This window comes from Pseudoalteromonas sp. Z1A8 (assembly GCF_011378855.1).
In the GTDB taxonomy this organism is placed as follows: domain Bacteria; phylum Pseudomonadota; class Gammaproteobacteria; order Enterobacterales; family Alteromonadaceae; genus Pseudoalteromonas.
Genome location: NZ_WTLB01000004.1, coordinates 24,947 through 51,558, shown reverse-complemented (window position 1 = coordinate 51,558; position 26,612 = coordinate 24,947). Strand labels below are relative to the sequence as shown.

Genomic DNA, 26,612 nt, shown 5'->3' with positions numbered 1-26,612 from the left:
CAGCACAAAAAAAGGCAAATAATAGCTAATGACAGCGCAATTTGAACACGTATCCGTATTAATGGACGAAACCATCGATGCCCTCGCAATTAAGCCAGACGGTATATACATGGATGGTACGTTTGGACGTGGCGGCCACTCTGGACAAATTTTAGCACGCCTAGGTGATGAAGGTCGCCTGCAAGCAATTGACCAAGATCCACAAGCGATACAATCAGCCGAAAAATTTGCTGATGATCCACGTTTTGCGATTGCACATACTCGTTTTTCAAATTTATACGAAGTAGCAGAGCAGAACGATCTAATTGGTAAAGTGGATGGCATTTTATTAGACATTGGTGTCTCGTCGCCACAACTGGATGACGCTGCGCGTGGTTTTAGTTTTATGAAAGATGGGCCACTTGATATGCGTATGGACCCAACAACAGGTCGCAGTGCTGCACAGTGGTTAGCAGAAGCCGAGTTAGATGATATTACCCACGTAATTAAAAAACTGGGCGAAGAAAAGTTTGGTAAACGCATTGCACACAAAGTACTCGAAGTTCGTGAGCACACGCCAATCACAACAACCAAGCAACTTGCTGACCTTGTTGATGAAGCAGTACCTGTAAAAGATAAGTTTAAGCACCCTGCAACACGTACTTTTCAGGCGATTCGTATTTACATTAATAGCGAGCTTGAAGAGATTCAAACAGCGCTACAGTCTGCAGTTAAAGTGCTAAAGCCAGGCGGACGTTTAGTGGTGATTTCGTTTCACTCACTAGAGGATCGTATTGTAAAACAGTTTATTAGAAAACAGAGTAGGGGAGAAGTGTTACCCAGAGGTCTGCCTTTAACTGATGCACAAATAAATAAAAACCTGACGTTAAAAGCAGTGGGTAAGGCTATTAAGCCAAGTACTGTTGAAGTAGAACGTAATCCACGTTCTCGTAGTTCTGTACTTAGGATTGCACAGAGGTTGGGATGAGTAAAAAAGCGAGCTATCGTCAACCCAATTTATTCTTTGAAATATTAAAAGGCCTAGGTGCTAACAAGCTAACCTCGGCCTTGTTGGTTGTGATATTCGCTTCTAGTTTAGCTGTTGTGCAAACAACACATTTAGCTCGTGGGCAACTTATAAAGCAAGATCAATTATTACAAGAACGTGATGAACTCGATTTAGAGTGGCGCTACTTACTTGTTGAAGAAGAATTTTATTCGCAACATGCACGCATTGAAGAAGTTGCTATATCACAATTAAAAATGAAACGACCTACGAGTCAAGATGAGCAGGTAATAATAGTACAATGAGAAATAGAGGCAAAAAACCAGTCACTAATTTAATCACATGGCGCTTTATGCTGGTGTGTACAGTTGTGTTTATGGTGTTTGTAACACTCGTATCTCGCGCTGCTTATTTACAAGTGATAGAACCTGATAAAGCACGTTCAGAAAGTGATAAACGCACGGTGCGTGTTGAAAAACTGCATGTGCAACGCGGAATGATTTTTGACCGTAATGGTAAAGAACTAGCGGTAAGTGTGCCGGTTGTGAGCGTATATGCAGACCCTAAAGCATTGCATAAGTCGCTTGTCACTAAAGTAATCAAACAAGCACGTAAAAGCGGCGAAGATCACTTATCTTTAACTGAAAACACTGCTGAACTTGATAAGCGTACTGCTCTTTATTATAAAAACGATTTACGCTGGCGCGAGCTTGCCGATGTGCTGCGTATTGATCCTAAAAAGATTAACTCTCGACTTTTAAACGATCCTTCGCGTCGCTTTGTGTATTTAAAACGCCAAGTTACTCCTGCTGTAGCAAATTATATTGGTGATTTACGCCTCCCTGGTATCCATTTACTAGATGAATCTAAACGCTACTACCCTGCAGGTGAAGTTACCGCGCATGTTATTGGTTTTACCAATATCGATGGCAAAGGCATTGAAGGCATTGAAAAGCTATACGAAAACGCTTTAACGGGCGAGGAAGGCCGCCGTACCATTCGTAAAGACGCACAAGGGCGTGAGGTAGAAGTACTTGACGAACGTGAACGTGTAGAGCCAGAAAGTATAGAGCTAAGCATTGATCAACGAATTCAAGCCATTGCGTACAAGGCCGTAAAATCAGCTGTACTGACTTATAAAGCCACATCGGGCTCAGCTATGGTAGTTGATGTTAAAACCGGTGAAGTACTGGCAATGGTAAATAGCCCTTCATTTAATCCAAATAACTTAAGCGATGCTGCACCTCATAAGCGTCGTAACCGCGCAATTACAGATTTGTTTGAACCAGGCTCAACTGTTAAGCCTCTAGCCATTTTGGCTGGGCTAGACTACGGCGCCATTCAGGCAGATGACACGATTGATACCTACCCAGGTTGGATGCGTTTAGGTGGTAGTTTAGTTAGAGATACTCGTAATCACGGCGAACTAACACTGCGCGAAATACTAAAGTACTCCTCAAACATGGGAGTTGCGAAGGTTACTCAGTTAGTGCCTAAAGATTACCTTGTTGGCTTATACCAAAAAGTAGGATTTGGCAGTGATACTGGTACTGGAATGGTAGGTGAAAGCAGCGGTTTGTTTTATCCAAATCGTCGTTGGTCTGACTTTGAAATTGCCACTTTATCATTTGGTTATGCGATTTCGGTAAGTACTGCGCAAATGGCGCGCTTTTATACCATGTTAGGCGCTGGTGGAGTTAACCGACCACTGACTATTTTAAAGCAAGACAATATACCTGAAGGCGAACGTATTTTTAAACAAAAAGACGTAGAAGCCGTAGTCCACATGATGGAAAGTGTATTTGAAAAAGACGGTACTGCTCGCAACATAAAAGTTGATGGGTATCGTGCAGCTGGTAAAACAGGTACATCTAAAAAAGCCGTAGCAGGTGGTTATGGTGATGAATATGTAGGTTATTTTGCAGGTGTAGCGCCGGCAAGTAATCCTCGTTTAGCCGTGGTAGTTATGATTAATGAACCAGGTGGTGATGTGTACTATGGAGGTGCCACCGCTGGCCCTGCATTTGCAGAAATCATCTCTAACGCATTAAGAATATTAAACGTAGCGCCTGACAAGGAAGAGGTTGCGTACGTAAAAGGTAAGGACAACGATGCGTGATTTAAAGGACATTTTAAAATACATCGAAATAGATGCGCCCTCGCAGCTGGTAAAACATTTACGCCTTGATAGTCGTGAAGTAACGCCAGGTGATGTATTTGTTGCTATTAAAGGCCATGCACTTGATGGCGGACAATTTATTAATAAAGCAATTGAAAATGGCGCAACAGCTATTATTGCTGACAGATTATGTGAATTTGAAACAAGTTTTGAGCCACTATATTTAGTTTCGGAGCTTGATAAAAAGCTTCCAGAATTAGCAAGTCGCTTTTATAGCCAGCCAAGTCAGGCTCTTGATTTAATTGGCGTGACAGGTACAAACGGTAAATCGACCACGACAGCAATGATTGCTCACTTGGCGCAATTTTGTAGTACAGAGTCGGCCATTATAGGGACTTTAGGTTACGGCCACCCTGATAATTTAATTCCACTGATTAATACCACGCCTTCTGCGGTTGATTTACAACATATTTTGAGTGATTTAAATTCGCAGCATAAAAAGCTAGTAGCCATGGAAGTATCATCTCATGGGTTAGTGCAGCAACGTGTTGCTAAATGCGCGTTTAAAGCGGCTGTATTTACTAATCTTTCGCGCGATCACTTAGATTACCATGGTGATATGGCAAGTTACGGTGATGCGAAACTAATGCTTTTCCGCGACTTTGAGCCGCAAGTTGTAGTGCTTAATCAAGATGATTCTCAAGCTGAGCAATGGCTCGAAAAGTATGATTTTAATAACCTAATTTGTTATGGGCGTAAAAACTTAGCCCCTAAAAACAGTCAATATGTTTACTTTTCTGATGTGAAATATTCCAGTGAAGGTATTTCGGCTCAGTTATCGACAAGTTGGGGTGATATTTCAATTAAATCGCCTCTGTATGGCGAATTCAACCTATATAACTTAACGGCAGCGCTCGCTACATTACTAGGGCTAGGTTATCCGCTTGAGCAATTAGTTGCAGGTTGTGCGCAGTTACAGCCAGTCGCTGGTCGAATGCAAGCATTTAGTCAAGCAGGTATGCCAACGTGTGTTGTTGATTACGCCCATACGCCCGATGCACTTGCCCTTGCGTTACAAGCATTGCAGCAGCATGTGCCAGGTGGTGTAAGTTGTGTATTTGGTTGCGGTGGTGACAGAGATAAAGGTAAGCGCGTATTAATGGCGCAAGCTGCAGAGCAAAATGCGAATAAAGTGATTATTACCAGTGATAATCCTCGCTCAGAAAATCCTGATGACATTATTGCAGATGTGGCAGCGGGTTTAACCCATCCACAAAACGCACATTTGGAAGCTGATAGAGCAACTGCAATTCGTTTTGCTATTGAAAACGCGACTGCAGATGACGTTATTTTGATTGCAGGCAAAGGCCACGAAGATTATCAAATTATAGGCGATAAGCGCATCGACTTTTGCGATCGCCGTTATGTACAAGAACAACTAAAAAAAGCAGTAAGAGGGATAACACAATGATCCCAATGGATTTTGATTGGTTAGCTAATGTGCTAACAACCGATTATCAAGGTGATAATCAACACGTGCTTAATATAAATACTGATACTCGCACAGTGTGTGAAGGCGAGGTGTTTTTAGCACTTAAAGGGCCAAATTTTGATGGCCATAAATTTATAGCTGAGGCTAAACAAAAAGGCGCTATTGGCGTTATTGTTCAGCACAAAGTAGATGTCGATATTCCACAATTTATAGTAAGCGATACACGTATTGCGCTAGGTGTAATTGGTACTGCTGTTATGGCGCAAGTGGCGCCTAAAACAATAGCAATTACAGGGAGTGTAGGCAAAACCACCGTAAAAGAAATGTGTGCAGCAATTTTGTCGGTTCACGGTGATGTATTAGCTACTAAAGGTAATTTTAATAATGATATTGGCGTACCACTTACGTTACTGCGTTTAGAGCCTCAACATCGCTTTGCGGTGATTGAGCTAGGTGCAAATCACTTAGGTGAAATTGCTTACACTACTGCAATGACAAAACCAGATGTAGCCGTTGTATGTAATGTTGCAGCAGCCCACTTAGAAGGTTTTGGTAGTTTAATGGGCGTCGCAAAAGCTAAAGGTGAGATTTTTGATGGCCTTAAAGATGATGGTGTTGCGATTGTTAACTGCGATAGTGAATTTAGCCAATATTGGTTAGATAAGCTTGAAGGGCGTAATGTTAAACGTTTTTCTACAACTGAAAAACTAGATATTTGGGCAGAGAACATCACGCTTGATGCCAATGCGCGTGCAAGCTTTACGCTTTGCACTAAAAACAAGCAAGTACCTGTTACTTTGGCACTTCCGGGTAAGCACAATATTAGTAATGCACTTATCGCTGCTGCACTGACCAGTGAATTTAACGTAACCCTTGAAGAAATAGCCAACGCACTTGCCACAATGGGTGATGTAAAAGGGCGCGTTAATTTAATTGAAGTGTCTGATTTACTGACCGTGGTTGATGATACCTATAATGCCAATGTTAAGTCGGTAAAGGCTGCAATCGACTTGTTAAGTGATATGCAAGGTCACCGCATTTTAGCACTCGGAGATATGGGTGAGCTAGGTGAAGACGCACGTAAGTACCATCAAGAAGTGGGCGAGTATGCACTTGAGCAAGGGATTGATGAGTTATTTACATTAGGTGTATTAAGTAAATACGCAAGTGATGTGTTTGAGCTACCTAATCGCCATTTTTCGAGCCGTGAACAGATGCAGCAAAAAATTCAAGACAGTATTAATAAAGTGAATACAAAAACAACAATAGTAGTGAAAGGATCGCGCAGTTCTCGCATGGAATTATTAATAACCGATTTAGTTAATGGCCAGCAACAAGCCATCAATGGAGTATCAAAATGTTAGTTTGGCTGGCAGAGTATTTAACACAGTATTTTAGTGGTTTTCATGTTTTTTCGTATTTAACGCTACGTGCCATTTTAGGTATTTTAACTGCGCTAATTATGTCTCTTTATTTAGGGCCTAAATTAATCCGTAGTTTGCAACGTATGCAAATAGGCCAAACAGTTCGAGACGACGGTCCGCAATCGCATTTATCTAAGTCGGGTACGCCGACTATGGGCGGCTTACTTATTTTAGCGGCCATTTTTACCAGCACGCTACTTTGGGCTGATTTATCAAATAAATACGTATGGGCAACACTGTTTGTAATTGGCTCTTTAGGTATTGTTGGCTTTGTTGATGATTACCGTAAAGTTATTCGTAAAGATCCAAAAGGTTTAATTGCTAAATGGAAGTACTTTTGGCAATCGGTCATTGCATTAGTTGTAGCCACTGCTTTGTATTTTACCAGTGCACAAGCATCTGAAACATCACTTGTTGTTCCATTTTTTAAAGACGTATTACCGCAATTAGGTTTGTTTTATATCGTGCTTACGTATTTTGCCATAGTAGGTACATCAAACGCGGTAAACCTGACCGATGGTTTAGATGGCTTGGCGATTGTGCCAATTATTTTAGTGGCTTCGGCATTGGCAATTATTGCTTACTTAACAGGTAATATTAACTTTTCGGCTTACTTACATATTCCACATTTACCGCTGGCGAGTGAGCTTGTGGTTGTATGTACTGCCATTGTGGGCGCAGGGCTTGGCTTTTTATGGTTTAACACTTACCCAGCACAAGTATTTATGGGCGATGTTGGCTCATTAGCACTTGGTGGCGCATTAGGTATTATTGCTGTTTTAGTACGCCAAGAGTTACTGCTTATTATTATGGGCGGTGTATTTGTAATGGAAGCACTATCGGTGATATTACAAGTGGGGTCGTATAAATTACGCGGACAACGCATTTTTAGAATGGCGCCAATTCATCATCATTATGAATTAAAAGGTTGGCCAGAACCTCGCGTTATTGTGCGCTTTTGGATTATTTCTGTTGTGCTAGTGCTTGCTGGCTTAGCTACTTTAAAGATTCGATAAATGCAGTATTTAAACGAGATAAAAAACAAACAAATAACAGTGCTCGGACTCGGTGTAACCGGTCTGGGCATTGTGCGTTTTCTATTATCTCATGGGCTAACACCAAAGGTCGTTGATAGCCGAGTAACCCCGCCGGGGATTGATTGGTTAAAAGAGCACGCGCCAACTCTAGATACCCACTTCGGTAATTTGGATGACGCAGAGCTTTGTTCAAGCGATATGATTATTATAAGCCCTGGGCTTAGCTTAAAAATACCAGCTGTTGCAAATGCAATTAACGCAGGTGTTGAAGTGATTGGCGACGTTGAGTTATTTGCACGTATTAATTCAAAACCTGTTGTTGCAGTAACGGGCTCTAACGGTAAATCAACCGTGGTTACGCTCGCTTATGAAGTGTTAAAAGAAGCCGGCTATAAAGTTGCTTTGGGTGGGAATATTGGCACAGCGGTACTTGATTTACTCAATGATGATTTTGATGTGTATGTGCTTGAGTTATCGAGTTTTCAGCTAGATACCACAACGAGTTTAAAACCAGTAAGTGCAACGGTATTAAATGTGTCTGAAGATCATCTTGACCGCTACGACAGTTACCAAGCTTATATAGACTCAAAGCTTAGTATTTATAATTTCGCAGAGCTTATTGTTGTCAATGCAGACGATAGTCAAACACATCCTGTTGAGCGTGGTACGGCTCCTCTAATTAGCTTTGGTGCTCAACAAGGTGATTACCATTTAGCGCAGCACAATGGCGAAACTCACTTTATGGTTAAAGGCGATGCCTTTTTACCTGTTGATACACTTGCGGTAGTGGGTAAGCACAATTATTTAAATACGCTTGCAGTAATGGCGCTCTTAAGTCCGTTTGAAGTAAGCAAAGAGCAATATAAAAATGCGTTAGGTCAATTTAATGGGTTGGCTCATCGCTGCCAATTTGTAGCTGAGCTTAACGGTGTAAAGTATTTTAACGATTCAAAGGCAACTAATGTTGGAGCGACCATTGCTGCAATAGATAGTTTAGCTAGTGACGGTGAAAATCTGATTGTTATTGCTGGTGGCGATGCCAAAGGCGCTGATTTAAATGCGCTTAAACCTTACATAGAACAGCATGTAAAAGCATTAATTTGTTTTGGTAAAGATGCAAGTGACTTAGCTGCGATTACCAATAAGAGTTATTTAACTAACAATATGGAAGAAGCCGTTACTTTGGCCAAAGTACTTAGTAGTACAGGCAATATTGTTTTATTAGCACCCGCATGTGCCAGTATTGATATGTATAACAACTATATGCAACGCGGTGATGACTTTGTTCAGTGTGTAATGGCAGGGGCGTTATGATTGCTTTTGCCGATATAAGAGACGCATTAACACCTAAGCCTTCGGCGCAGTTATACGATGTACCGCTATTGTACTGCGTAATAATGCTCATTGGTGTTGGTTTTATCATGGTGACCAGCGCATCAATGCCTACCGCAGAGCGGTTATTTGATGACCCGTACCATATTACCATTCGCCACAGCATGTTTTTGGCAATGGCTTTTGTGCTTTTTTGGATAAGTGTTTGTGTGCCAATGGAGTGGTGGAAACGATCAAACCCTTATCTATTAATACTAGGTATGGTGCTATTAATAGCGGTATTGATTATTGGGCGTGAAGTAAACGGCGCTAAACGATGGATACCTATTGGACCTGTTGGTTTTCAGGTGGCTGAGGCCGCTAAGTTGTACTTTTTTAGTTATATTGCGGGTTATTTGGTAAGAAAACGCGAAGAAGTACAAGAAAATATTAAAGGCTTTGCAAAGCCAATTGCTGTATTTGCAGTGTATGCACTGCTTATTCTGCTGCAGCCAGATTTAGGCACAGTGGTTGTTATGTTTGTAACAACGGTTGGTTTATTGTTTTTAGCTGGTGCTAAGTTATGGCAGTTTTTTGTACTTATTTTAACGGGCGTTGGTCTGGTTGTATTACTTATTATTGTTGAACCATATCGTATGGCGCGTGTTGTAGGCTTTTTAGACCCTTGGGATGATCCTTTTGGAAAGGGTTATCAGTTGGTGCAATCGCTAATGGCATATAGCCAGGGGGGTTGGTTTGGCCAAGGCTTAGGTAACAGTGTACAAAAGCTACAATATTTACCTGAAGCACATAACGATTTTATTTTTGCCGTTATAGGTGAAGAACTTGGCTTAATAGGCGTTGTAAGTATTTTAACTGTATTAGCTACTTTAGTATTTAGAGCCTTATTAATAGGCCAACAAGCCCTTAAGTGCGGCAAGGAATACGAAGGCTACTTTTCATTTGCTATTGGTATTTGGTTTGCATTTCAAACCATGGTGAATGTAGGTGCGAGCGCGGGTATTTTACCGACGAAGGGTTTAACCCTGCCGTTTATTTCTTATGGCGGCTCAAGCTTATTAATTATGACGATTGCCACGGGTATTTTATTACGCGTAGATTTTGAAACCAAAATGGCAACCAAACAAGCCACCTCACGCGGAGGTAAGCGATGAGTAAAAAATTAGTAGTAGTGGCTGGTGGAACTGGCGGACACATTTTTCCCGGTATTGCAGTAGCCGATTATTTAAAACAGCAGGGCTGGCAAGTTAGCTGGATCGGCACACCAGATCGAATGGAAGCGAGCGTTGTACCTAAGCACAATATAGATATTGATTTTATTAACGTTAAAGGTGTTCGTGGTAACGGATTAAAGCGTCTTATTAAAGCCCCATTCATGGTAATTAATGCAGTATTGCAGGCGCGTAAGGTATTGAAAGAACAGCGTCCTGATGTAGTACTTGCAATGGGCGGTTATGTTACGGGTCCAACGGGAATTGCCGCAAAAAGTTTAGGTATCCCGCTGGTTATTCACGAGCAAAACGCTGTAGCGGGTATGAGCAATAAACTGCTAGCTAAGGTGGCTACACGAGTATTAGCTGCATTTCCAAGTGCTTTTGCACAGGGTCAAGCCGAGCTAGTAGGTAACCCAGTTCGCCAAAGCGTTATGAATATAGCCAAACGCGATGTATCAAGCCCTATTAATATTTTAGTAGTGGGCGGCTCGCTTGGTGCACAAGTGCTTAATCAAACATTACCAGAAGCATTTAAAGCACTAAATAATACAGCTCCAATAAGTGTATGGCATCAAACAGGTAAGGGTCATTTAACTACCGTAGAAGCCGCTTATAAAATGCATGCTTTTACAGGCAGTAATGCAAAAATAGCTGAATTTATTGATGATATGGACGCAGCGTATAGCTGGGCCGACATTGTTGTTTGCCGTGCTGGTGCGTTAACTGTTAGCGAAATTGCAGCTGCAGGTAAAATGGCCGTTTTTGTTCCGTTTCCCCATGCTGTGGACGACCATCAAACAGCGAACGCACAATATTTAGTGATGGCTAATGGCGCATTATTAATGCCACAAGGGCAGTTTAATAAACAATCAATTTTTGAACTATTAAGCCCGTATTTAGCCCAACCTTCATTAATTACTGAAATGGCTACAAATGCAAAAAAACAAGCCATTTTAGATGCCACAGCAAGCGTAGCAACGCACTGTGAGCAAGTAACAAATAAGAGAAAATAAGTGAAAGAAACGTCAGTACAAGAAAAACACACACGTCCTGCAATGCGCCGAATAGAAACCATTCACTTTATTGGTATTGGTGGAGCAGGTATGGGCGGTATTGCTGAAGTACTCGCTTTTGAAGGCTACCGTATTACAGGTTCTGACATTGCCCATAGCGCTATGACAGATCGTTTAATTAAAGCCGGTGCAGAAGTATTTATTGGCCATCATGAAAATAACGTGAAAGATGCCAATGTAGTCGTTGTTTCAAGTGCGATTGATGAAACAAATCCTGAAATTATTGCAGCTAAAGCCGCAAGAGTCCCCGTTGTGCGCCGCGCAGAAATGTTGGCTGAATTAATGCGTTTTCGCCACGGTATAGCAATTGCGGGGACGCATGGTAAAACAACGACAACAAGCTTAATTGCGAGTATTTATGGACAAGCAGGGCTTGATCCAACCTTTATTATTGGTGGCTTGTTAAATAGCGCAGGTAGTAACGCAAAAGTAGGCAAAAGTGATTTTTTAATTGCAGAAGCTGATGAAAGCGATGCGTCGTTTTTACACTTACAGCCAATGGTATCGGTGATCACAAATATTGAAGAAGATCACATGGATACTTATGGCGGCAGTCTTGAAAAAATGAAAGACACGTATGTAGATTTCATTCATAACTTGCCGTTTTATGGTTTAGCTGTTGTATGTATTGATTCTGAAGTTGCAGCTGAGCTAATACCGCGTTTTGGTCGCCCAGTTATCACGTATGGTGAATCGAAGGATGCTGATTACCGCATGAGCGACTTTAGCCAATCAGCTAATACATGCACATTTACAGTAACTAACAAACAAGGTGAGTGTTTAACTGCCACGTTGAATATGCCAGGTAGACACAACGCACTTAATGCAACCGCTGCGATTGCTGTGGCAAAAGATCAAAACATTGCGAATCATGCAATTTTAGAAGCGCTGCAGAAGTTTGAAGGTATTGGTCGTCGTTTTCAACACTATGGTGAATTTGAAAACGAGCGTGGCAATGTGATGTTAGTTGATGATTACGGGCATCATCCCTCAGAAGTTGCAGCAACAATTGCAGCAGTACGTGAAGGTTGGCCTGATAAGCGTTTAGTAATGGTATATCAACCTCATAGATTTTCTCGTACACGCGACTTATACGAAGATTTTGTAAAAGTACTTGCTGATGTAGATCAGTTGCTATTGCTTGATGTGTATAGCGCTGGTGAAGATCCAATTGTTGGCGCAGATAGCAAAAGCTTATGCCGTAGCCTTCGTCAACGTGGCAAAGAGCCGCTACATGTAGCAACAAATGCAGAGCTTGCAGGCGTTTTGGCCGCAAATTTACAAAATAATGATTTAGTATTAACCCAAGGCGCTGGTAATATAGGTCAGTTAGTTAAAACATTAGCTGCGACGGGTATGTCGATAGAAAAACTTAAGCAAGGTGAAGTATGACTCAGGTAAACACACAATTTGGTAAAGTAGCGGTACTGCTAGGTGGTAACTCAGCAGAACGTGAAGTGTCTTTACGATCGGGTCAGGCTGTTTTAAATGCGCTGCAAAATAGTGGCATTGATGCTATTGCATTTGACCCGCAAAGTCGTTCTTTATGGGAGTTAAAAGAATTAAATGTAGAGCGCGTTTTTATTGCTTTGCATGGTCGTGGTGGCGAAGACGGAACTGTACAAGGTGCGCTTGAGTTTATGAACCTGCCTTACACGGGCAGTAATGTACTGGGTTCAGCACTTGCTATGGATAAAGTACGTTGTAAGCACTTATTTAAATCAGCGGGTTTAAGCACTGCACCTTATACCGTAGTTGACGCTAAAAAAGGCTTTGATGCTGCAGCTATTATGGGTGAGTTTAAAAAGGTAATGGTTAAGCCATCGCACGAAGGCTCAAGCATAGGTATGGCGCAAGCAAGTACAGCACAAGAACTTGAAGACGCACTAGCTAATGCATTTAAGTTTGATAATCAAGTGCTTGTAGAGCAGTGGATCACGGGACGTGAATTCACAGTTACAGTGCTTGGCGATGAAGTACAACCAGTCATCGAGATGACGACACCAAATGGTTTTTACGATTACCAAGCTAAGTATCAATCAAATACAACGCAGTATCATTGCCCTGCAGATTTATCAGAGCAAGATACTAAGTACTTACAAGCTATATCGCTAGATGCATTTGATTTAGTGGGCGCAAGTGGTTGGGGCCGTGTTGATGCGATGCAAGACGAGCAAGGTAACTTTTACCTGCTTGAAGTAAATACAGTACCTGGCATGACTGAAAAGTCGTTAGTGCCAATGGCAGCAAAAGCGAATGGGGCAACTTTTGAACAATTAGTTGTTCGCATTTTAGAGCAAACGCTTTAATATGCATCCCCTTTTAGAAAAAGCTCAGGAAATCAAACTGAAACTTAATTGGTCTCTGATTTTTGGTGTGAGCTTTTTTCTGATAGTTGTAATTGGCTTAGTGCAAATTACGACAGGTGTATCGGATTGGTTAGTTGAAAACAAAGATGCTCAAATTAAGCACCTTACAGTGCAAGGGCAGCCTAAATACACAGATGAAACGGCAATTATAAAAGCGATTAAAAAAGCCGATTTAAGTAGTTTTTTTGAACTTGATGTTAAGCATGTGCAGCAGCTAGTTCAAGACTTACCCTGGGTTGCTACCGCTTCGGTGCGTAAACAATGGCCTGATACTATACAAGTATATGTTGTTGAACATGAAGTAGTAGCACATTGGAATAGCGACTTATTGCTCAACCAAAGTGGTCAAGCATTTCAAGCCAGCAGCGATAAGTTAGATGATGACTTACCGCAGTTATACGGCCCAGAAGGCAGCGAAGAAGAAGCGTGGATTGCTTTTAAGCAATTTGATGAAATGCTAAAAGTTAACGGCTTAACGTTAACAAGTTTGGCATTGTCGGAGCGCTTTTCGTGGCAACTATGGTTAGATAACGGAATACGTTTAAATTTAGGACGTAAAGATAAAGCCAAGCGTGTACAACGTTTTATAGACGTTTATCCACGAATGGAACAACGTGCAGATGCACAAGTAGATACAATAGATTTACGGTATGATACCGGCCTTGCAGTCAGCTTTAAGCCAGTGCAAGAAGAACAATTACAAAATAAGAGTAAGGCATGACTAAGTCAGCAGAAAGAAACCTAGTAATAGGGTTAGACGTTGGCACCTCGAAAGTGGTTGCCACGGTAGGTGAAATCACCGCAGATAACAAGCTCAGCATTGTTGGTGTGGGCAGCCAAGTATCTCATGGTATGGATAAAGGCGGCGTTAACGATTTAAACTTAGTGTCTGAGTCTATTCGCCGAGCAATAGACGAAGCCGAGTTAATGGCTGATTGTCGTATTAGCTCTGTGTATTTGGGTATTTCTGGCAAGCATATACAATGTCAAAACGAAAGTGGCGTGGTGGCAATTAATAACACTGAAGTCACTGAAGAAGACATTGAAAATGTAATTCATATTGCGCGTTCTGTGCCTATTTCGGCAGAGCGTAAAATGCTGCATGCATTGCCGCAAGAATACAGTATCGACATGCAAGAGGGCATTAAAAACCCATTGGGCATGAGTGGTGTTCGTATGGAAGCGCGTGCACACATTATTACGTGCTCAAACGATATGGCAAAAAATATCGAGAAATGCGTAGAGCGCTGTGGTCTTGAAGTCGATCAACTTATCTTTACTGCATTAGCGTCATGTTATTCTGTACTAACAGATGACGAAAAAGAGCTTGGTGTTGCAGTACTTGATATTGGCGGCGGTACTATGGATATCACCATTTATATTAATGGTGCGCTTCGTCACTCTGCCGTTATACCTGTGGCTGGTAACCAAGTTACTGGTGATATTGCAAAAATATTTCGTACACCTATATCACATGCAGAGTCACTCAAAGTACAATACGCATGTGCTAGTAGTCAAATGGCTAGTAGTGAAGACACGATTGAAGTACCTAGTGTAGGCGGACGACCAGCAAGACTGATGTCGCGCCATACATTATCTGAGGTGGTAGAGCCTCGTTTTAGAGAATTATTTGAGCTTGCGATGGAAGAAATTCGTCGTTCAGGCTTAGAAGACCAAATTGCGGCAGGTCTCGTTATAACAGGCGGAACTGCTAAAATGACTGGCGCGATGGAAGTGGCAGAAGACATCTTCCAAATGCCAGTAAGGATAGGCAAACCAATCGGGATGGTTGGTTTGACAGACTACGTAGATGATCCTTCGTACGCAACCGCTGTTGGTTTGTTACAATACGGGCGTACCATGCAATCGATGAATGCACAAAAGTCGAAAGCAGAGGATAACAATAATTGGTGGAACCGCATTACTAAATGGTTCCAAGGCGAGTTTTAAGACTCAAGTCGGAGAGTAAACATGTTTGATATAATGGAACAACACAGCGAAGAAGCTGTAATAAAAGTAATCGGCGTGGGCGGTGGTGGCGGTAACGCTGTTGAGCACATGGTTAAACAACAAATAGAAGGCGTGCGTTTTATAGCCGCTAATACGGATGCGCAAGCATTACGTAACTCTGCTGCCGATATTACAGTTCAGCTAGGCACGCAAATAACCTCTGGGTTGGGTGCGGGCGCAAACCCTGAAGTAGGCCGTAAGTCGGCTGAAGAAGATGCAGATACAATTCGTGCCAGCCTTGAAGGCGCCGATATGGTATTTATTGCAGCCGGTATGGGCGGCGGTACAGGTACTGGTGCAGCACCGGTAGTTGCTAAAATTGCTAAAGAACTCGGTATTTTAACCGTTGCAGTTGTAACACGTCCTTTTGATTTTGAAGGTAAAAAACGTGCAGCAGCCGCTGAACAAGGCATTAACGAATTGTCAGAAATTGTAGATTCACTTATTACAATTCCGAACAATAAATTGCTTAAAGTTTTAGGAAAAGGGACTACACTTCTAGATGCCTTCGCTAAAGCTAATGACGTATTATTTGGTGCGGTACAAGGTATAGCAGAGCTAATTACACGTTCTGGTTTAATTAACGTGGATTTCGCCGATGTTAGAACTGTAATGTCTGCAATGGGTACTGCAATGATGGGAACTGCGTCTGCGTCAGGCCCTGATCGTGCACAAGAAGCAGCAGAAGCGGCTATCTCAAGCCCACTACTAGAAGACGTTGATTTAACAGGTGCTAAAGGTATCTTAGTTAATATCACCGCAGGTATGGACATTGCGATTGAAGAATTTGAAATTGTTGGTAATCACGTTAAAGCACTTGCGTCAGAAAACGCAACGGTTGTTGTTGGTGCGGTAATCGACCCAGAAATGACTGATGAGCTACGTGTAACGGTTGTTGCAACTGGGTTAGGCGGCGATCGTCGTCCACAGTTTGGTATTGTTGATAACGGCTTTAAAAAAGCATCAGGTTCTGATGTTGCAAGCACATCAAACCAAACGAGCAGTATGTACGTACCAAGCTTTGCAAGCCAAGATACAAACACTGAAGAAAACACTGCTAAAGCGCAAACGCAAAGCAAAGAAAAAGCGCCTACAACTAGTTCAAGCAGTGCATCAAGCTCTTCAGCACAAAATAGTAAAAAAGCGGATAAATCAGAAGGTGGTGATTATTTTGATATCCCCGCTTTTTTACGTAAGCAGGCTGATTAACATTTAATAATACTTTTGTTTGAAATATGTACGAATATTGAAAGGCAAAAGGATTTATGTTAAACTCCGCCATATAACTGTAACTGATTTAAAAGTGAGCATACCTATGATTAAACAGCGTACGATTGCAGAAGTAGTCAAAGCCATAGGAATTGGACTTCATAAAGGTGAGAAGGTCACAATAACTCTCCGACCTGCGAGCGCAAATACTGGGATTGTATTTCGTCGTGTCGACCTTGATCCGGTTGTTGATTTTGAAACAACACCTGAAGCCGTTGGTGATACGCAGTTGTGTACCTGTTTAATTAACAAAGATGGTGTTCGCTTATCGACTACTGAGCATCTTATTGCAGCTGTTGCTGCAATGGGCATTGATAATCTAATTGTAGAATTAGATAGCTCAGAAGTGCCGATTATGGATGGTAGTGCATTACCATTCATATATTTGTTACAAAAAGGCGGAATTGAAGAGCAAAACGTTGCTAAACGCTTTATCCGTATTAAAGAAAAAGTACGCATTGAAGAAGGTGATAAGTGGGCTGAAGTTGAACCATATGATGGTTTTCATATCGACTTTGAGATTGCATTTAACCACCCAGCTATCAATGAAAGTCGCCAACGTATTGGGTTGGATATAACAACGCAAAGCTTTATTGAAGAAATTAGCCGTGCGCGTACTTTTGGATTTATGAAAGATATTGAATACATGCATGCAAACAACTTAGCGCTAGGTGGTAGCATGGATAGTGCTGTGGTACTTGATGAGTTCAAAGTGTTAAATCCTAACGGTTTACGTTATAGCGACGAGTTTGTTAAGCACAAGATATTAGACTGTGTTGGTGACATGTTTATGACAGGCCATAACCTTTTAGGTAAAGTAACTGCATTTAAATCGGGTCATGATTTAAATAATAAATTACTTCGTAAAATTATGGCTACAGAGTCAGCATGGGAGTGGGCAACATTTGAAACGCCTGTGACGATGCCTGCACCCGGTCTTGAGTTAGCTCCAGCCTAAAAGCAGTAAAAGAGCAGCTCGAAAAACAGTTATAAAAAATGACGCTAATTAGCGTCATTTTTTTGTGTGAAATTTAATAGCTCTATACTTTATTATAGCTCCAAAAGAGCTTGTAACTGATTTAAACTAGCTACGGTATAGGTTGGCTTTATTCCGTCGGCTAATTGCTCACCAGGGTGCTGTAACCAGCAAGTATCAATACCTGCATTGTTGCCGCCAAGTATGTCACTTGCAGCAGTATCACCCACCATAAGTATCTCGCTTTTATCTGGGTTACCCATTAGCTCAAATGTGTGCTCGAAAATCGCTTTATTCGGTTTTGCTATACCTACAAGTTCAGATATAACTAACCATTCAAACATATCTTTTAAGCCAGTATGCTCAAGGCGTACGGTTTGTAAGCGGGCAAATCCGTTAGTAATAATACCTAATCTAGCATTTGGCTTAAGTTTATTTAAAAGCTCAATAGCACCAGGTAATGGCTCGCAAATTTGCGCCATAGAATCTAAAAAAGCATCGTTTAGCTCTTTTGCTGGCACATTAAGTTTTGAAGCCCACTCATTAAAGCGTGTTACTTGTAAATAATCAGCAGTTATAGAACCGTTTTGATAATCCACCCACAGCTGCTTATTGGTTTTTTGATAATGAATATAATCGTCTTGGCTAAAATTGACACCATAAGCTTTAAACATGCGAGTCATGCCCGCTAAAATATCAAACCTAAATAAGGTCTCGTCTGCATCAAACAATACATAATTGTATTTCATTAAACTTCCTAAATTAATTTGTTTGGCTGTAAAGCTCTGCGTGTAGAAAAGGTGACATTGCTAAAGTAAGTGCTTGTGTGTAAGTGCTTTCGCGCGTGGCATGATTGTTTGTAAGTAGACCAATAGCGCCCCCTTTTTGCTTAACGTTGATGGTATTAAATGCTTTATCCATTACATCACCAAGCTCTTCTCCTTTGAGTAATGCGTTATAGAGAACTTGGGGGAGGGGAAGATTGCTGCTGCGTCCTACAACTTGATTTAAGGCGTTATCAATAACAACATAAGCAAATGTTGCAGGCCCATAGCTAAATTGCTCTGCACCGCCCTCCATGGCTACATAATAGTCAGCCTGATGGTGAGTTTTACAGTAATTCACTCGATTTTGAGCGCCAGTTCGGGTTTCGTCTTCACCAATAGGTTGATCAGGAACATTAGAAGGGGCGTTAACACCCTCACAATCAATAATATGATCTGGAAAATACATGGTAAAAATATGCTTAGCTGCATTTATTTTTACAGGATTTTTAGAACCGACAATAATTTTTAATTGTTGTGGCATGCTGATCTCACCTTGAGCAAAATCAGCAGTGTACGTGAGTTAGCTTTAACAAAAAAGAGCAATACGACTAACTTAATATTAAATAGGCAAATCAAGCGGGGCTAAGTTTTCAAGTGCACGCTTTTTTAAAATAATATCTTTAATTAGTGGAGTGAGTACAAGCTCCATAGCTAAACCCATTTTACCGCCGGGTACAACAAGCGTATTAATACGTGACATGAAACTGCCTTCAATCATGCGCAAATAATAAGGAAAATCAACATCTTCAATTCCCCTAAAGCGGATAACAACAAAGCTTTCATCAAGCGATGGAATGTCTTTTGCGCTAAACGGATTTGATGTATCAACAGTCGGCACGCGTTGAAAATTAATATGGGTGCGAGAAAACTGCGGGGTAATATGATTTATATAATCATCCATACTGCGAACAATAGAGCCCATAACGGCTTCGCGAGAATGTCCGCGCTCTGAGGTGTCACGTATTAGTTTTTGTATCCACTCCAGATTAATAATAGGCACCATTCCTATTAATAAATCAACATGCTTTGCCACGTCCACATCTTGATCAACTACGCCACCATGCAGCCCTTCATAAAACAAAATATCGGTATTGTGATCAAGATCTTGCCAAGGGGTAAAGGTGCCAGGTAATTGATTGTAAGGTACGGCTTCATCAAAGGTGTGTAAGTATCGGCGTAACTTACCTTGGCCTGTTTCACTATAGTTTTCAAACAATGCTTTTAATGCACCAAAGTCATTGGCTTCTCGGCCAAAGTAACTAATGTGTTTACTTTCTTGTTGTGCTTCTCGTACTTTTTTATCCATTTCGGGGCGAGTGTAACGATGAAAGCTATCTCCTTCGACGAAAGCCGCTTGAATATTAAGGCTACGGAAAATATGTTTAATTGCATTCGTTGTCGTTGTTGTACCTGCACCAGACGAACCCGTAATTGCAATAATAGGATTTTTAGCTGACATGTTAATTCTCTTTTTTAGGACCCGATTTTATAACCAGACTAAACTTAACATTATTTTAAGTCGTTTGGGTATCTTAAGAGTTGACTGATTTAGCTCAAGTGACGCCATCAGCAAATAACGTTATCATGAGGTGCTTAAAATTAAAACGAGAGAAAGCATGAAACTTTTTAAACCATTACTTGGATTATTTTCTATAGCAGCGCTTAGCCCAATTATGGCGCAGGCTAGCATGCCAAAAAGCCAAGTATTACTTGCTGATTTAAATACGCCTTATGGGGTACAAGTTAGTATAGTGAGTGATAAAAACAGTTATAACAACCAACCGCACTTAACAAGTACAGGTTTATACTTTACTCATGAAATGATTACTGATGGGCAAAGCCAAACCGATATTGCTTATTATGACTTAACATCAAAGCAAGTTACCAATATAAGTAATTCTCCTGTAAGCGAATATTCACCAACGGTTATGCCAAGTGGTGATGCACTATCAGCTATTGTGGTTGAAGCGGACGGCAAGCAAAAATTGTGGCAATACCCACTTAACAGTGAAGATGCGCCAAGCCGTATTTTTGATTGGATTGAACCTGTTGGGTACCATGCATGGGGTGTTCAAAATGATTTAGTAATGTTTATTTTAGGCCAGCCACATACCCTACAATATACTTCTGTAGAAGCTGCTAAAGGGCAAGTGGTCGCAAGTAATATTGGCCGTACGCTTATTTATAATAGCTCAACAGCAACATTTTTATTTAGTTACACTAAAAACGATCAACACATTTTAGCGAGTTTTAATCCACAAAATAAACAAGTTGAAGACTTACTAAGATTACCGGTTCAAGTTCAAGATTTTATTTTGAAAGATGATGCAACTATCGCTTATGCTATTAAAAACCGCGTTTATCAGCGTAAACTTGATAGAAGTGATGAAGTATCGCAATGGCTTGATTTAAGCACCTACTGCGAAACAAATATAACAAGAATGAGCTACAACAATGAAAAGCTCGCTTTTGTATGTGATATAAAGAACTAAAGCAGACAAATAAATTCAGATTTTATTGTGTGTATACGTTAATCTAATGCGTAAATTTAACTAATAGGGATTACACGTGGCTTATAGTGCAGACGAGCTGACAGAGCAGCTTATTAAATTACAATGTAGAAGTAATTTTAAAATTAAAAACATTGCAGAGTACATGTTAGTAAACTCTAAAGAAGCATTTTATACCCATAGCGAAAGCGGCAAGGGTAAAATAGTTATTCGCCCGGCATTTGAAGTGTTTAGTGATGATTTTAGTGATATTGATGGCGTAACTCGTGCTCAAGGGTACTTTCATAGCAGCGAGATGACACGCTTTCCTACGCGCATTTTTAAAAGCGCCCAACCTATTCACTATGGTGTGGCATTTAAAATAAATTCTGAGCAAGCTGCAAAAGACTTTATAGCCAAACTTACAATGATTATTGGTAACTAATAAAGTAAAGCAAAACGTAAAAAGCCGCTGAATTTATATTCAGCGGCTTTTGTATTTTTATAGCTTAATAAACCTAAGGGTTACTTACTTTTTAAGAAGCTATTAACCGATTCTAGTTCACGTGTTTTAAGCGCGATACAATCATTAGTACTTTCTTCAAGCTTACTTAATGTACGAGCATAACCGGCTACATCAGCTACTTTTTCGTTAAAAAAGTCTTTTGTTTTAGCTAGGCTTTCTGCATTACAGCTTGCAGTTGTAAAGTACGGTAAGTTAGGAATAAAGAACGGCGGTAAGCTTGCGGTTACTTTATCGTAGTTACTGTAAACCCAATCAATAAATAACGCTTGGCGCTCGTCGGTGTAACTTTGACCAGATAAAATAGTGCGCATATCAGAGGCCGTTACTTCATCCGTTAAGCTATAAGCGAGTACGGCTTTTTGTAACTCAGGCTTACCAAAAAAGCCCATTGCAGCAAGCATGTTAGTGCGTACTTGTGGATCTTTAGTCGTTTTAAACGTAGTCATGAATTGATCAAGCAGTGCTTTATCACCATGATAAGCGGCAAGTGTTAAGTATGTTCCTGCTAAGTAAGGGTCTACTTTTTGTGGATCATTTAAATAAGCTTGTGTTTGTTCTTTCGCTTTTTTGATTACGTTTTGATCTTCACCATCAAAACCTAAGCGTGACACAACGGCCGCACGAAGTTGTGCAATAGCTCCGTCTTCTCCCGCTTTAGCTTCTAGTCCATATTTTTTAGCCGCAGGCGTTACCGCATTACGAATAAATTCAGGCCATAAATCTTTATTGCTATCGTCTTTAAAAGTACGTTGTTGCGATACTAAGTAACCAAGTGCGGTATTTGCTACGCGAGGGTGGCTATCGCTTACGAACACTTCAAGTGTTTGCATTAATTTAGCCGCAGATATAACACCTGCATCAAGTAGTGCATCAGTAGCCGATAATAACGCTAAGCGTTCACGGTCACTCAGTACGCTAGGCGCCTTTTTAACAAGCGCGCTAAATTGTGCATCATCCATTACCCAGCGATAGTAGCCTAGTGCACCTTGGTCAGGATAAATCCATTCTGGTTCAAAGTCTAAGTCTAGCGTTTGGCTTTGTTTATTAAGCAATACGTTTGCTGTTTTTACTTTATCGCCAGCACCATATTTAATTGCAACCGGTACATTCCATAACTGCTCTGGCGCATCAACGCCTGCATTTACAAAACGGCTTTGTGAAATTGTTACTTTACTACCTTGTTGGGCTACTTTAACTAGCGGGAAAGAAGACTGTTCAATAAACGATTTTAAAACACTCGCAACATCTTTGTTTGATGCTTTGCCAAGTGCTTCCCATAAATCTGCCGCTTCAGCATTTTTATACGAAAACTCTTTTAAGTAGCTTTGAATACCTTTTTGGAAAGCGTCTTCGCCAATCCAATTTTCGACCATAGCTAGTACTGAGCTACCTTTACTGTAAGCAAGACCTAAACCGTCCATAATGTCGGCTTCGGTTTTAATTGGCTTACGAATAGGCTTGGTGCTTAAACGTGCATCAAGTGCCATTACGTTGTTTTGTGGTAAGTCTAAGTGCGATTCAAACTCAGGGTTAAGCTGCTTAGTGATTTTTGCAGCCATCCAGCTAGCAAACGCTTCGTTTAACCATAAGTCGTTCCACCATTTCATGGTTACTAAGTTACCGTACCATTGGTGAGCCAGTTCGTGGGCAATAATAGATACATTACGCTGTTTTTTACTGCGTGTAGCGGCAGCTAAATCAACTAATAAAATATCTTCTCTGTAGGTTACTAAGCCTGAATTTTCCATTGCGCCGAATGGAAACTCTGGCACTGCTACTGAGTCTAATTTTTTGTAAACGTAAGGAATACCAAAATACGCTTCAAGTGCGCCCAGTACTTTTGGAATGTTTTCTTTTGCGTATTGGGCTAAGTGAATTTTACCTTGAGGGGTAATTACACGACCAGGAATTGGCATGCCTTTAATTTCTAATTCTTCAAACGGGCCAACAGCCATCGCTACTAGGTATGAAGGGATTGGCGGTGTTTTATCAAAAAAGTGTGTGGTCATATCGCCATTAACTGTTGTTTTTAACTCTGGCGTATTTGAATATACTTTTTGTGATGTAGGCGCAGTAATCGTTAACTGAAATGGAATTTTGTAACTTGGCTCGTCAAAAACAGGAAATGCACGGCGTGCATCACTCATTTCAAATTGAGTAAATAAGTAAGGAGTGCCTTGGTCTAATGTTTTGTATAAACCAACGCTTTGACGGTTATACGGCGCTGAAAAATCAACTTTAAGTGTGTATTTACCCGGTTGAATTTGCTCATCACAACTAAATTTAACTTTGCCCGTTTTAAGCATTTCGTTGTTTAAATCACAGTTTTCTTCACCAAGCAGTTGCGCCATTTTAACAGCGTAAGCTACGCCATTTAACTCAATGTATTTTGTTGGTTTTAGTACTTCTAGGGAAATCTCTGTCATCCCTGTAAATGTATCTTGGCTAGGGTCGAGTGTTAACGACACCTTTTGTGAACTTGGTTTTGCGAGTTTTTCAATAACGAATTCGTTAGCGTTTGCAGCACCCATTGCCAAAGCAACGCTCACTGTTAAGAGGCTTTTAAGAAACATAGTGATCCCTAGATTGTTGTTGTTAGAAACGACCCTAAATAGGCTTTTTTATGCTCATATAATTAGGGGGTTAGATATCCTAACAGTTTTTTTAAATAGAGTAATTGATTATAACGGTGACTTTAAGGGGAAATAGTAACAAAGTTTGTCAGTGGCTTTCGCGTGCTATAAAGCGTTGCCAATGCAAGTGTGAGTTAATAATACGTATTTGTTGGACAACGGTATTTAATAAGTGGGTATCGTTAAATACATCGTGTGGATACTCGTTAAAACCCATCAAGTAATTAAATGCGTCTTTAGAGTTGGCTTGTATGGCGTATATACGAACTTGTTGCTCAAAGTTAAGACGAAGACTGCTTATTGCTGTTTTCATACCAAGTTGATCAACGTTTGGTATATCACATTTTTGCAGATAACCGGCTCGCTCACCTTCCCCTGAAAACCAAATACGGACTTTTTCACTGTATCTGCCAGTTTTAGCAGGTAAGTCGAACATTAATCTGTATTGATTTTTTGATTTTATAAACGCTATATATTCATTAAATCCAGCATTTATAAGTGCCTGATGTACAGGGACTAAACGAGGTTTTATTTTACCGTGGGTATGAAAATTAAAACATAATACATTTTTTTCAAAAGACAGATCATCAAGCGTTAAGTAACCAACCTCATCGCTATAAGCACCACTGTAATAAGCAATTAACGGAAGCCAAAAATGCCAGTGTTTTGGTTGCTCTCGTGCAACTTTAAAATCACCGTATATATATCCATTATAAAGAGTATGCAGTTCCATGGCTGAAAAGGGCCGGCGACCAAGATGGGTTTTCAACGTAATACCTTGAAAATAATGATGTGTTTTATTTTATACCCAACTAGCAGTAGATGCTAGTCGGGTTTTATCCGCTTTTAGAGTAAAGCGTATAAAGTATTATTCACTTAATGCGCGAGCTAAACCTGTAGGTTCAATCTCTGCACATACTTGGTCGTCATTCCAATTGATGCCAACAAGTGCGTTATCTTCGTTTAAATCTTCAACCCATGCATCTAAAAATTCATCTAGGTTTATTTCTACTGGGCTGTAATCTTTCCACTCTTCTTTACACTGTGCTTTAGCTGCTGCTTCACTTTCCCACAGCAGTAACACGTCAGTTTCGTCAAATTGGTTAGAATCGCACACTACAAAGCCATTATCTTCTGCACCAAGTGCCCAAATTACTTCGCTAACACGTACTTTTTCTACGAAGCTAACTAGTTGTGATTCAATTTCGATATCGCTCATGTGTTTACCCTTTTAAATTAGTGACGAGGATTAGTGTCTATTGCTGCTTGACGCTCACCATATTGCTTATGAAAAGCAACAAGCTCTGAATACTGACTAAAGTCAGCTAATTCACGAAAGCAAATCCAATCAAGCAGGCAGTATAAACTGATGTTGAGGTATTCACAGCTTTTAAATTCTTCATCGCTTAAATGGGTATTTAAAAAGCTTAATGTTTGTTCAATACGTTCGTTTTGCAGGTTAAAAAATAATTTGTCGCTTTTGGTGTCAAACCCAGAGCGTTTACATAACACCATCTCTACTAGCGAATCGTTACAGGCATTTATAGTCGTAAGTAAGTGCTCTTGAGGCCAAGTCAGTTTTGGCTGACCTGTTTTTTCAAGTAAATAGCGTAATATGGAATTAGAGTCACTAAGTGTTAAGTCGCCATCTACCAAAATCGGGATTTTTCGGGCTGGGTTTTTACTGGCCATAGTGGGGCGGTCTTGATCTGAAAATATGTCTAAATTTACAAGTTCTAGCTTGCAGTCGTTTTCTTGCGCCCAAATTCTAATTCGACGTACGTAAGGTGAAGGTACAGAACCAATTAATTGCATAATTACTCCATAAAAAAGCCGCATAAGCGGCTTTTATAAAATGTTACTTACAGTACAGTTAAATTTATTCTGAACGGCTAGTAACTTCAAGTAAATGATAACCAAATTGAGTTTGTACAGGGCCTTGAACTTGGTTAATTGGCGCAGAAAACACAACTTTATCAAACTCTGGAACCATCATACCAGGGCCAAACTCACCAAGAGCACCGCCATCCTGACCTGAAGGACAATTAGAATGTGCTTTTGCTAATTCAGCAAAGTCTTCGCCTTGCTCAATTTTTGTTTTTAAGTCTAAGCATTGTGCTTCACTGTCTACAAGTATATGTCGTGCGCTTGCTACTGTCATAAAATCTCCCAAATATAGTGTGGTGTTTTTTTAACCGAATTGAAATGTCATTCTAGTTAGTTTCAACTAATTGTACCAGTATAAACTTATTTTTCAGAAAGCGCAGTTTCAATTGCTGCAATCATTTGCTCTGAATTAGGTGCCACTTTGCTGTTAAACCGTAAAACTGTTTTACGATCAGCAGACACTAAGTATTTATAAAAGTTCCAATTTGGAGAACTAGTTTGCTCGTTCAAATATTTAAAAATTGGGTTTGCTTCATTTCCACGAACTTCGCTTGTGGCAAACATGGGAAAAGTTACACCATAATTAACAAAGCATATTTTTGCAGTTTCTTTTTCACTATCTTCTTCTTGAAAAAAATCATCAGAAGGGAACCCCAATACTACTAAACCTTGGTTTTTGTATTGTTGATATAATGCTTCAAGGCCTTTAAATTGAGGCGTAAAGCCACAATTACTCGCCGTGTTTACTATTAATAAAGGCTTATTTTTGAATTTGCACAAGTTAATAGATTCTTTTGAGCGAAGCTTTCGTATATCTACATTAGTAAAATCTTGACAGTCTTGGGCAGAGGTTTGGTTAATAGTTGATGATGTTTCAGCTTGAAGGGGAGCATTAATAAATAAAGCCGTTAATCCTATTATAATTTTTTTTAGCATTACATTACCTAAAC

At 40.4% G+C, this 26,612-nt stretch carries 26 protein-coding genes; 17 read left to right on the top strand and 9 right to left on the bottom strand.

The window, feature by feature from the left end; translation table 11 throughout:
* The first annotated feature begins 28 nt into the window (after nucleotides 1-28).
* From rsmH to lpxC, 15 genes are all read left to right on the top strand, one after another.
* The gene (gene rsmH, locus GQR55_RS02715; RefSeq protein ID WP_008167099.1) at nucleotides 29-967 is read left to right on the top strand and encodes a 16S rRNA (cytosine(1402)-N(4))-methyltransferase RsmH; all 939 of its coding nucleotides are present in this window, start codon (nucleotides 29-31) and stop codon (nucleotides 965-967) included.
* Complete coding sequence (gene ftsL, locus GQR55_RS02710; protein ID WP_007582915.1) at nucleotides 964-1,290, top strand: cell division protein FtsL; 327 nt, start codon at nucleotides 964-966, stop codon at nucleotides 1,288-1,290. Before rsmH ends, ftsL begins: the two co-directional genes overlap by 4 nt.
* On the top strand, nucleotides 1,287-3,104 hold the full coding sequence (locus GQR55_RS02705; RefSeq protein ID WP_166419355.1) for a penicillin-binding transpeptidase domain-containing protein: 1,818 nt from the start codon (nucleotides 1,287-1,289) through the stop codon (nucleotides 3,102-3,104). Before ftsL ends, GQR55_RS02705 begins: the two co-directional genes overlap by 4 nt.
* Nucleotides 3,097-4,575, top strand: coding sequence for a UDP-N-acetylmuramoyl-L-alanyl-D-glutamate--2,6-diaminopimelate ligase (murE, locus tag GQR55_RS02700; protein WP_166419354.1), 1,479 nt, complete (start codon nucleotides 3,097-3,099; stop codon nucleotides 4,573-4,575). The genes GQR55_RS02705 and murE overlap by 8 nt, the downstream gene beginning before the upstream one ends.
* Nucleotides 4,572-5,960, top strand: a complete 1,389-nt coding sequence (murF, locus tag GQR55_RS02695) for a UDP-N-acetylmuramoyl-tripeptide--D-alanyl-D-alanine ligase (RefSeq protein WP_166419353.1) — start codon at nucleotides 4,572-4,574, stop codon at nucleotides 5,958-5,960. The genes murE and murF overlap by 4 nt, the downstream gene beginning before the upstream one ends.
* Entirely contained in the window at nucleotides 5,954-7,036 is a 1,083-nt protein-coding gene (mraY, locus tag GQR55_RS02690) for a phospho-N-acetylmuramoyl-pentapeptide-transferase (protein WP_166377013.1), read from the top strand. Before murF ends, mraY begins: the two co-directional genes overlap by 7 nt.
* Nucleotides 7,037-8,371: a UDP-N-acetylmuramoyl-L-alanine--D-glutamate ligase gene (gene murD, locus GQR55_RS02685; protein ID WP_166419352.1), complete on the top strand. Its 1,335-nt coding sequence runs from the start codon at nucleotides 7,037-7,039 to the stop codon at nucleotides 8,369-8,371.
* Complete coding sequence (gene ftsW, locus GQR55_RS02680; RefSeq protein ID WP_007582927.1) at nucleotides 8,368-9,543, top strand: cell division protein FtsW; 1,176 nt, start codon at nucleotides 8,368-8,370, stop codon at nucleotides 9,541-9,543. Before murD ends, ftsW begins: the two co-directional genes overlap by 4 nt.
* The gene (gene murG, locus GQR55_RS02675) at nucleotides 9,540-10,616 is read left to right on the top strand and encodes an undecaprenyldiphospho-muramoylpentapeptide beta-N-acetylglucosaminyltransferase (RefSeq protein ID WP_166419351.1); all 1,077 of its coding nucleotides are present in this window, start codon (nucleotides 9,540-9,542) and stop codon (nucleotides 10,614-10,616) included. The genes ftsW and murG overlap by 4 nt, the downstream gene beginning before the upstream one ends.
* Nucleotides 10,617-12,068 (top strand): UDP-N-acetylmuramate--L-alanine ligase, encoded by a 1,452-nt coding sequence (murC, locus tag GQR55_RS02670; protein ID WP_002957994.1) that lies wholly within the window; start codon nucleotides 10,617-10,619, stop codon nucleotides 12,066-12,068.
* The gene (locus GQR55_RS02665) at nucleotides 12,065-12,985 is read left to right on the top strand and encodes a D-alanine--D-alanine ligase (protein WP_024592944.1); all 921 of its coding nucleotides are present in this window, start codon (nucleotides 12,065-12,067) and stop codon (nucleotides 12,983-12,985) included. The genes murC and GQR55_RS02665 overlap by 4 nt, the downstream gene beginning before the upstream one ends.
* 1 nt (nucleotide 12,986) lies before the next feature.
* Nucleotides 12,987-13,766, top strand: a complete 780-nt coding sequence (locus tag GQR55_RS02660) for a cell division protein FtsQ/DivIB (RefSeq protein WP_007582934.1) — start codon at nucleotides 12,987-12,989, stop codon at nucleotides 13,764-13,766.
* Nucleotides 13,763-14,995, top strand: a complete 1,233-nt coding sequence (ftsA, locus tag GQR55_RS02655; RefSeq protein ID WP_165727677.1) for a cell division protein FtsA — start codon at nucleotides 13,763-13,765, stop codon at nucleotides 14,993-14,995. The genes GQR55_RS02660 and ftsA overlap by 4 nt, the downstream gene beginning before the upstream one ends.
* A gap of 21 nt (nucleotides 14,996-15,016) precedes the next feature.
* Entirely contained in the window at nucleotides 15,017-16,264 is a 1,248-nt protein-coding gene (gene ftsZ, locus GQR55_RS02650) for a cell division protein FtsZ (protein WP_007582938.1), read from the top strand.
* A 106-nt stretch (nucleotides 16,265-16,370) separates the two neighbouring features.
* Complete coding sequence (lpxC, locus tag GQR55_RS02645; RefSeq protein WP_007582940.1) at nucleotides 16,371-17,282, top strand: UDP-3-O-acyl-N-acetylglucosamine deacetylase; 912 nt, start codon at nucleotides 16,371-16,373, stop codon at nucleotides 17,280-17,282.
* Between the two features lie 92 nt (nucleotides 17,283-17,374).
* Here lpxC and yjjG read toward each other — a convergent pair whose 3' ends face one another.
* From yjjG to GQR55_RS02630, 3 genes are all read right to left on the bottom strand, one after another.
* Nucleotides 17,375-18,049, bottom strand: a complete 675-nt coding sequence (gene yjjG / locus GQR55_RS02640; protein WP_166419350.1) for a pyrimidine 5'-nucleotidase — start codon at nucleotides 18,047-18,049, stop codon at nucleotides 17,375-17,377.
* A 13-nt stretch (nucleotides 18,050-18,062) separates the two neighbouring features.
* A complete protein-coding gene (yjjX, locus tag GQR55_RS02635; RefSeq protein ID WP_166419349.1) occupies nucleotides 18,063-18,608 on the bottom strand; it encodes an inosine/xanthosine triphosphatase in 546 nt (181 codons plus the stop codon).
* A gap of 78 nt (nucleotides 18,609-18,686) precedes the next feature.
* Nucleotides 18,687-19,586, bottom strand: coding sequence for a phosphoribulokinase (locus tag GQR55_RS02630; protein WP_166419348.1), 900 nt, complete (start codon nucleotides 19,584-19,586; stop codon nucleotides 18,687-18,689).
* Nucleotides 19,587-19,743: 157 nt separating this feature from the next.
* On the opposite strand from GQR55_RS02630, the gene GQR55_RS02625 reads away from it, so the two are divergent.
* On the top strand, nucleotides 19,744-20,619 hold the full coding sequence (locus tag GQR55_RS02625) for a hypothetical protein (RefSeq protein ID WP_166419347.1): 876 nt from the start codon (nucleotides 19,744-19,746) through the stop codon (nucleotides 20,617-20,619).
* Between the two features lie 76 nt (nucleotides 20,620-20,695).
* Nucleotides 20,696-21,061 carry a hypothetical protein gene (locus GQR55_RS02620; protein WP_007579906.1) on the top strand — a complete coding sequence of 122 codons (366 nt, stop codon included), beginning with the start codon at nucleotides 20,696-20,698 and terminating at the stop codon, nucleotides 21,059-21,061.
* Between the two features lie 80 nt (nucleotides 21,062-21,141).
* Here GQR55_RS02620 and GQR55_RS02615 read toward each other — a convergent pair whose 3' ends face one another.
* The 6 genes from GQR55_RS02615 to GQR55_RS02590 form a co-directional block, all read right to left on the bottom strand.
* Nucleotides 21,142-23,715: a M1 family metallopeptidase gene (locus tag GQR55_RS02615; protein WP_166419346.1), complete on the bottom strand. Its 2,574-nt coding sequence runs from the start codon at nucleotides 23,713-23,715 to the stop codon at nucleotides 21,142-21,144.
* A 148-nt stretch (nucleotides 23,716-23,863) separates the two neighbouring features.
* On the bottom strand, nucleotides 23,864-24,544 hold the full coding sequence (locus tag GQR55_RS02610) for a hypothetical protein (protein WP_166419345.1): 681 nt from the start codon (nucleotides 24,542-24,544) through the stop codon (nucleotides 23,864-23,866).
* A 99-nt stretch (nucleotides 24,545-24,643) separates the two neighbouring features.
* Nucleotides 24,644-24,994, bottom strand: a complete 351-nt coding sequence (locus GQR55_RS02605; RefSeq protein WP_024599302.1) for a DUF2750 domain-containing protein — start codon at nucleotides 24,992-24,994, stop codon at nucleotides 24,644-24,646.
* 17 nt (nucleotides 24,995-25,011) lie between these two features.
* On the bottom strand, nucleotides 25,012-25,590 hold the full coding sequence (locus GQR55_RS02600; protein WP_166419344.1) for a glutathione S-transferase family protein: 579 nt from the start codon (nucleotides 25,588-25,590) through the stop codon (nucleotides 25,012-25,014).
* 64 nt (nucleotides 25,591-25,654) lie between these two features.
* Nucleotides 25,655-25,936 (bottom strand): peptidylprolyl isomerase, encoded by a 282-nt coding sequence (locus GQR55_RS02595; RefSeq protein ID WP_002958009.1) that lies wholly within the window; start codon nucleotides 25,934-25,936, stop codon nucleotides 25,655-25,657.
* Between the two features lie 86 nt (nucleotides 25,937-26,022).
* Complete coding sequence (locus GQR55_RS02590) at nucleotides 26,023-26,598, bottom strand: glutathione peroxidase (RefSeq protein ID WP_166419343.1); 576 nt, start codon at nucleotides 26,596-26,598, stop codon at nucleotides 26,023-26,025.
* Between the last annotated feature and the right edge of the window lie 14 nt (nucleotides 26,599-26,612).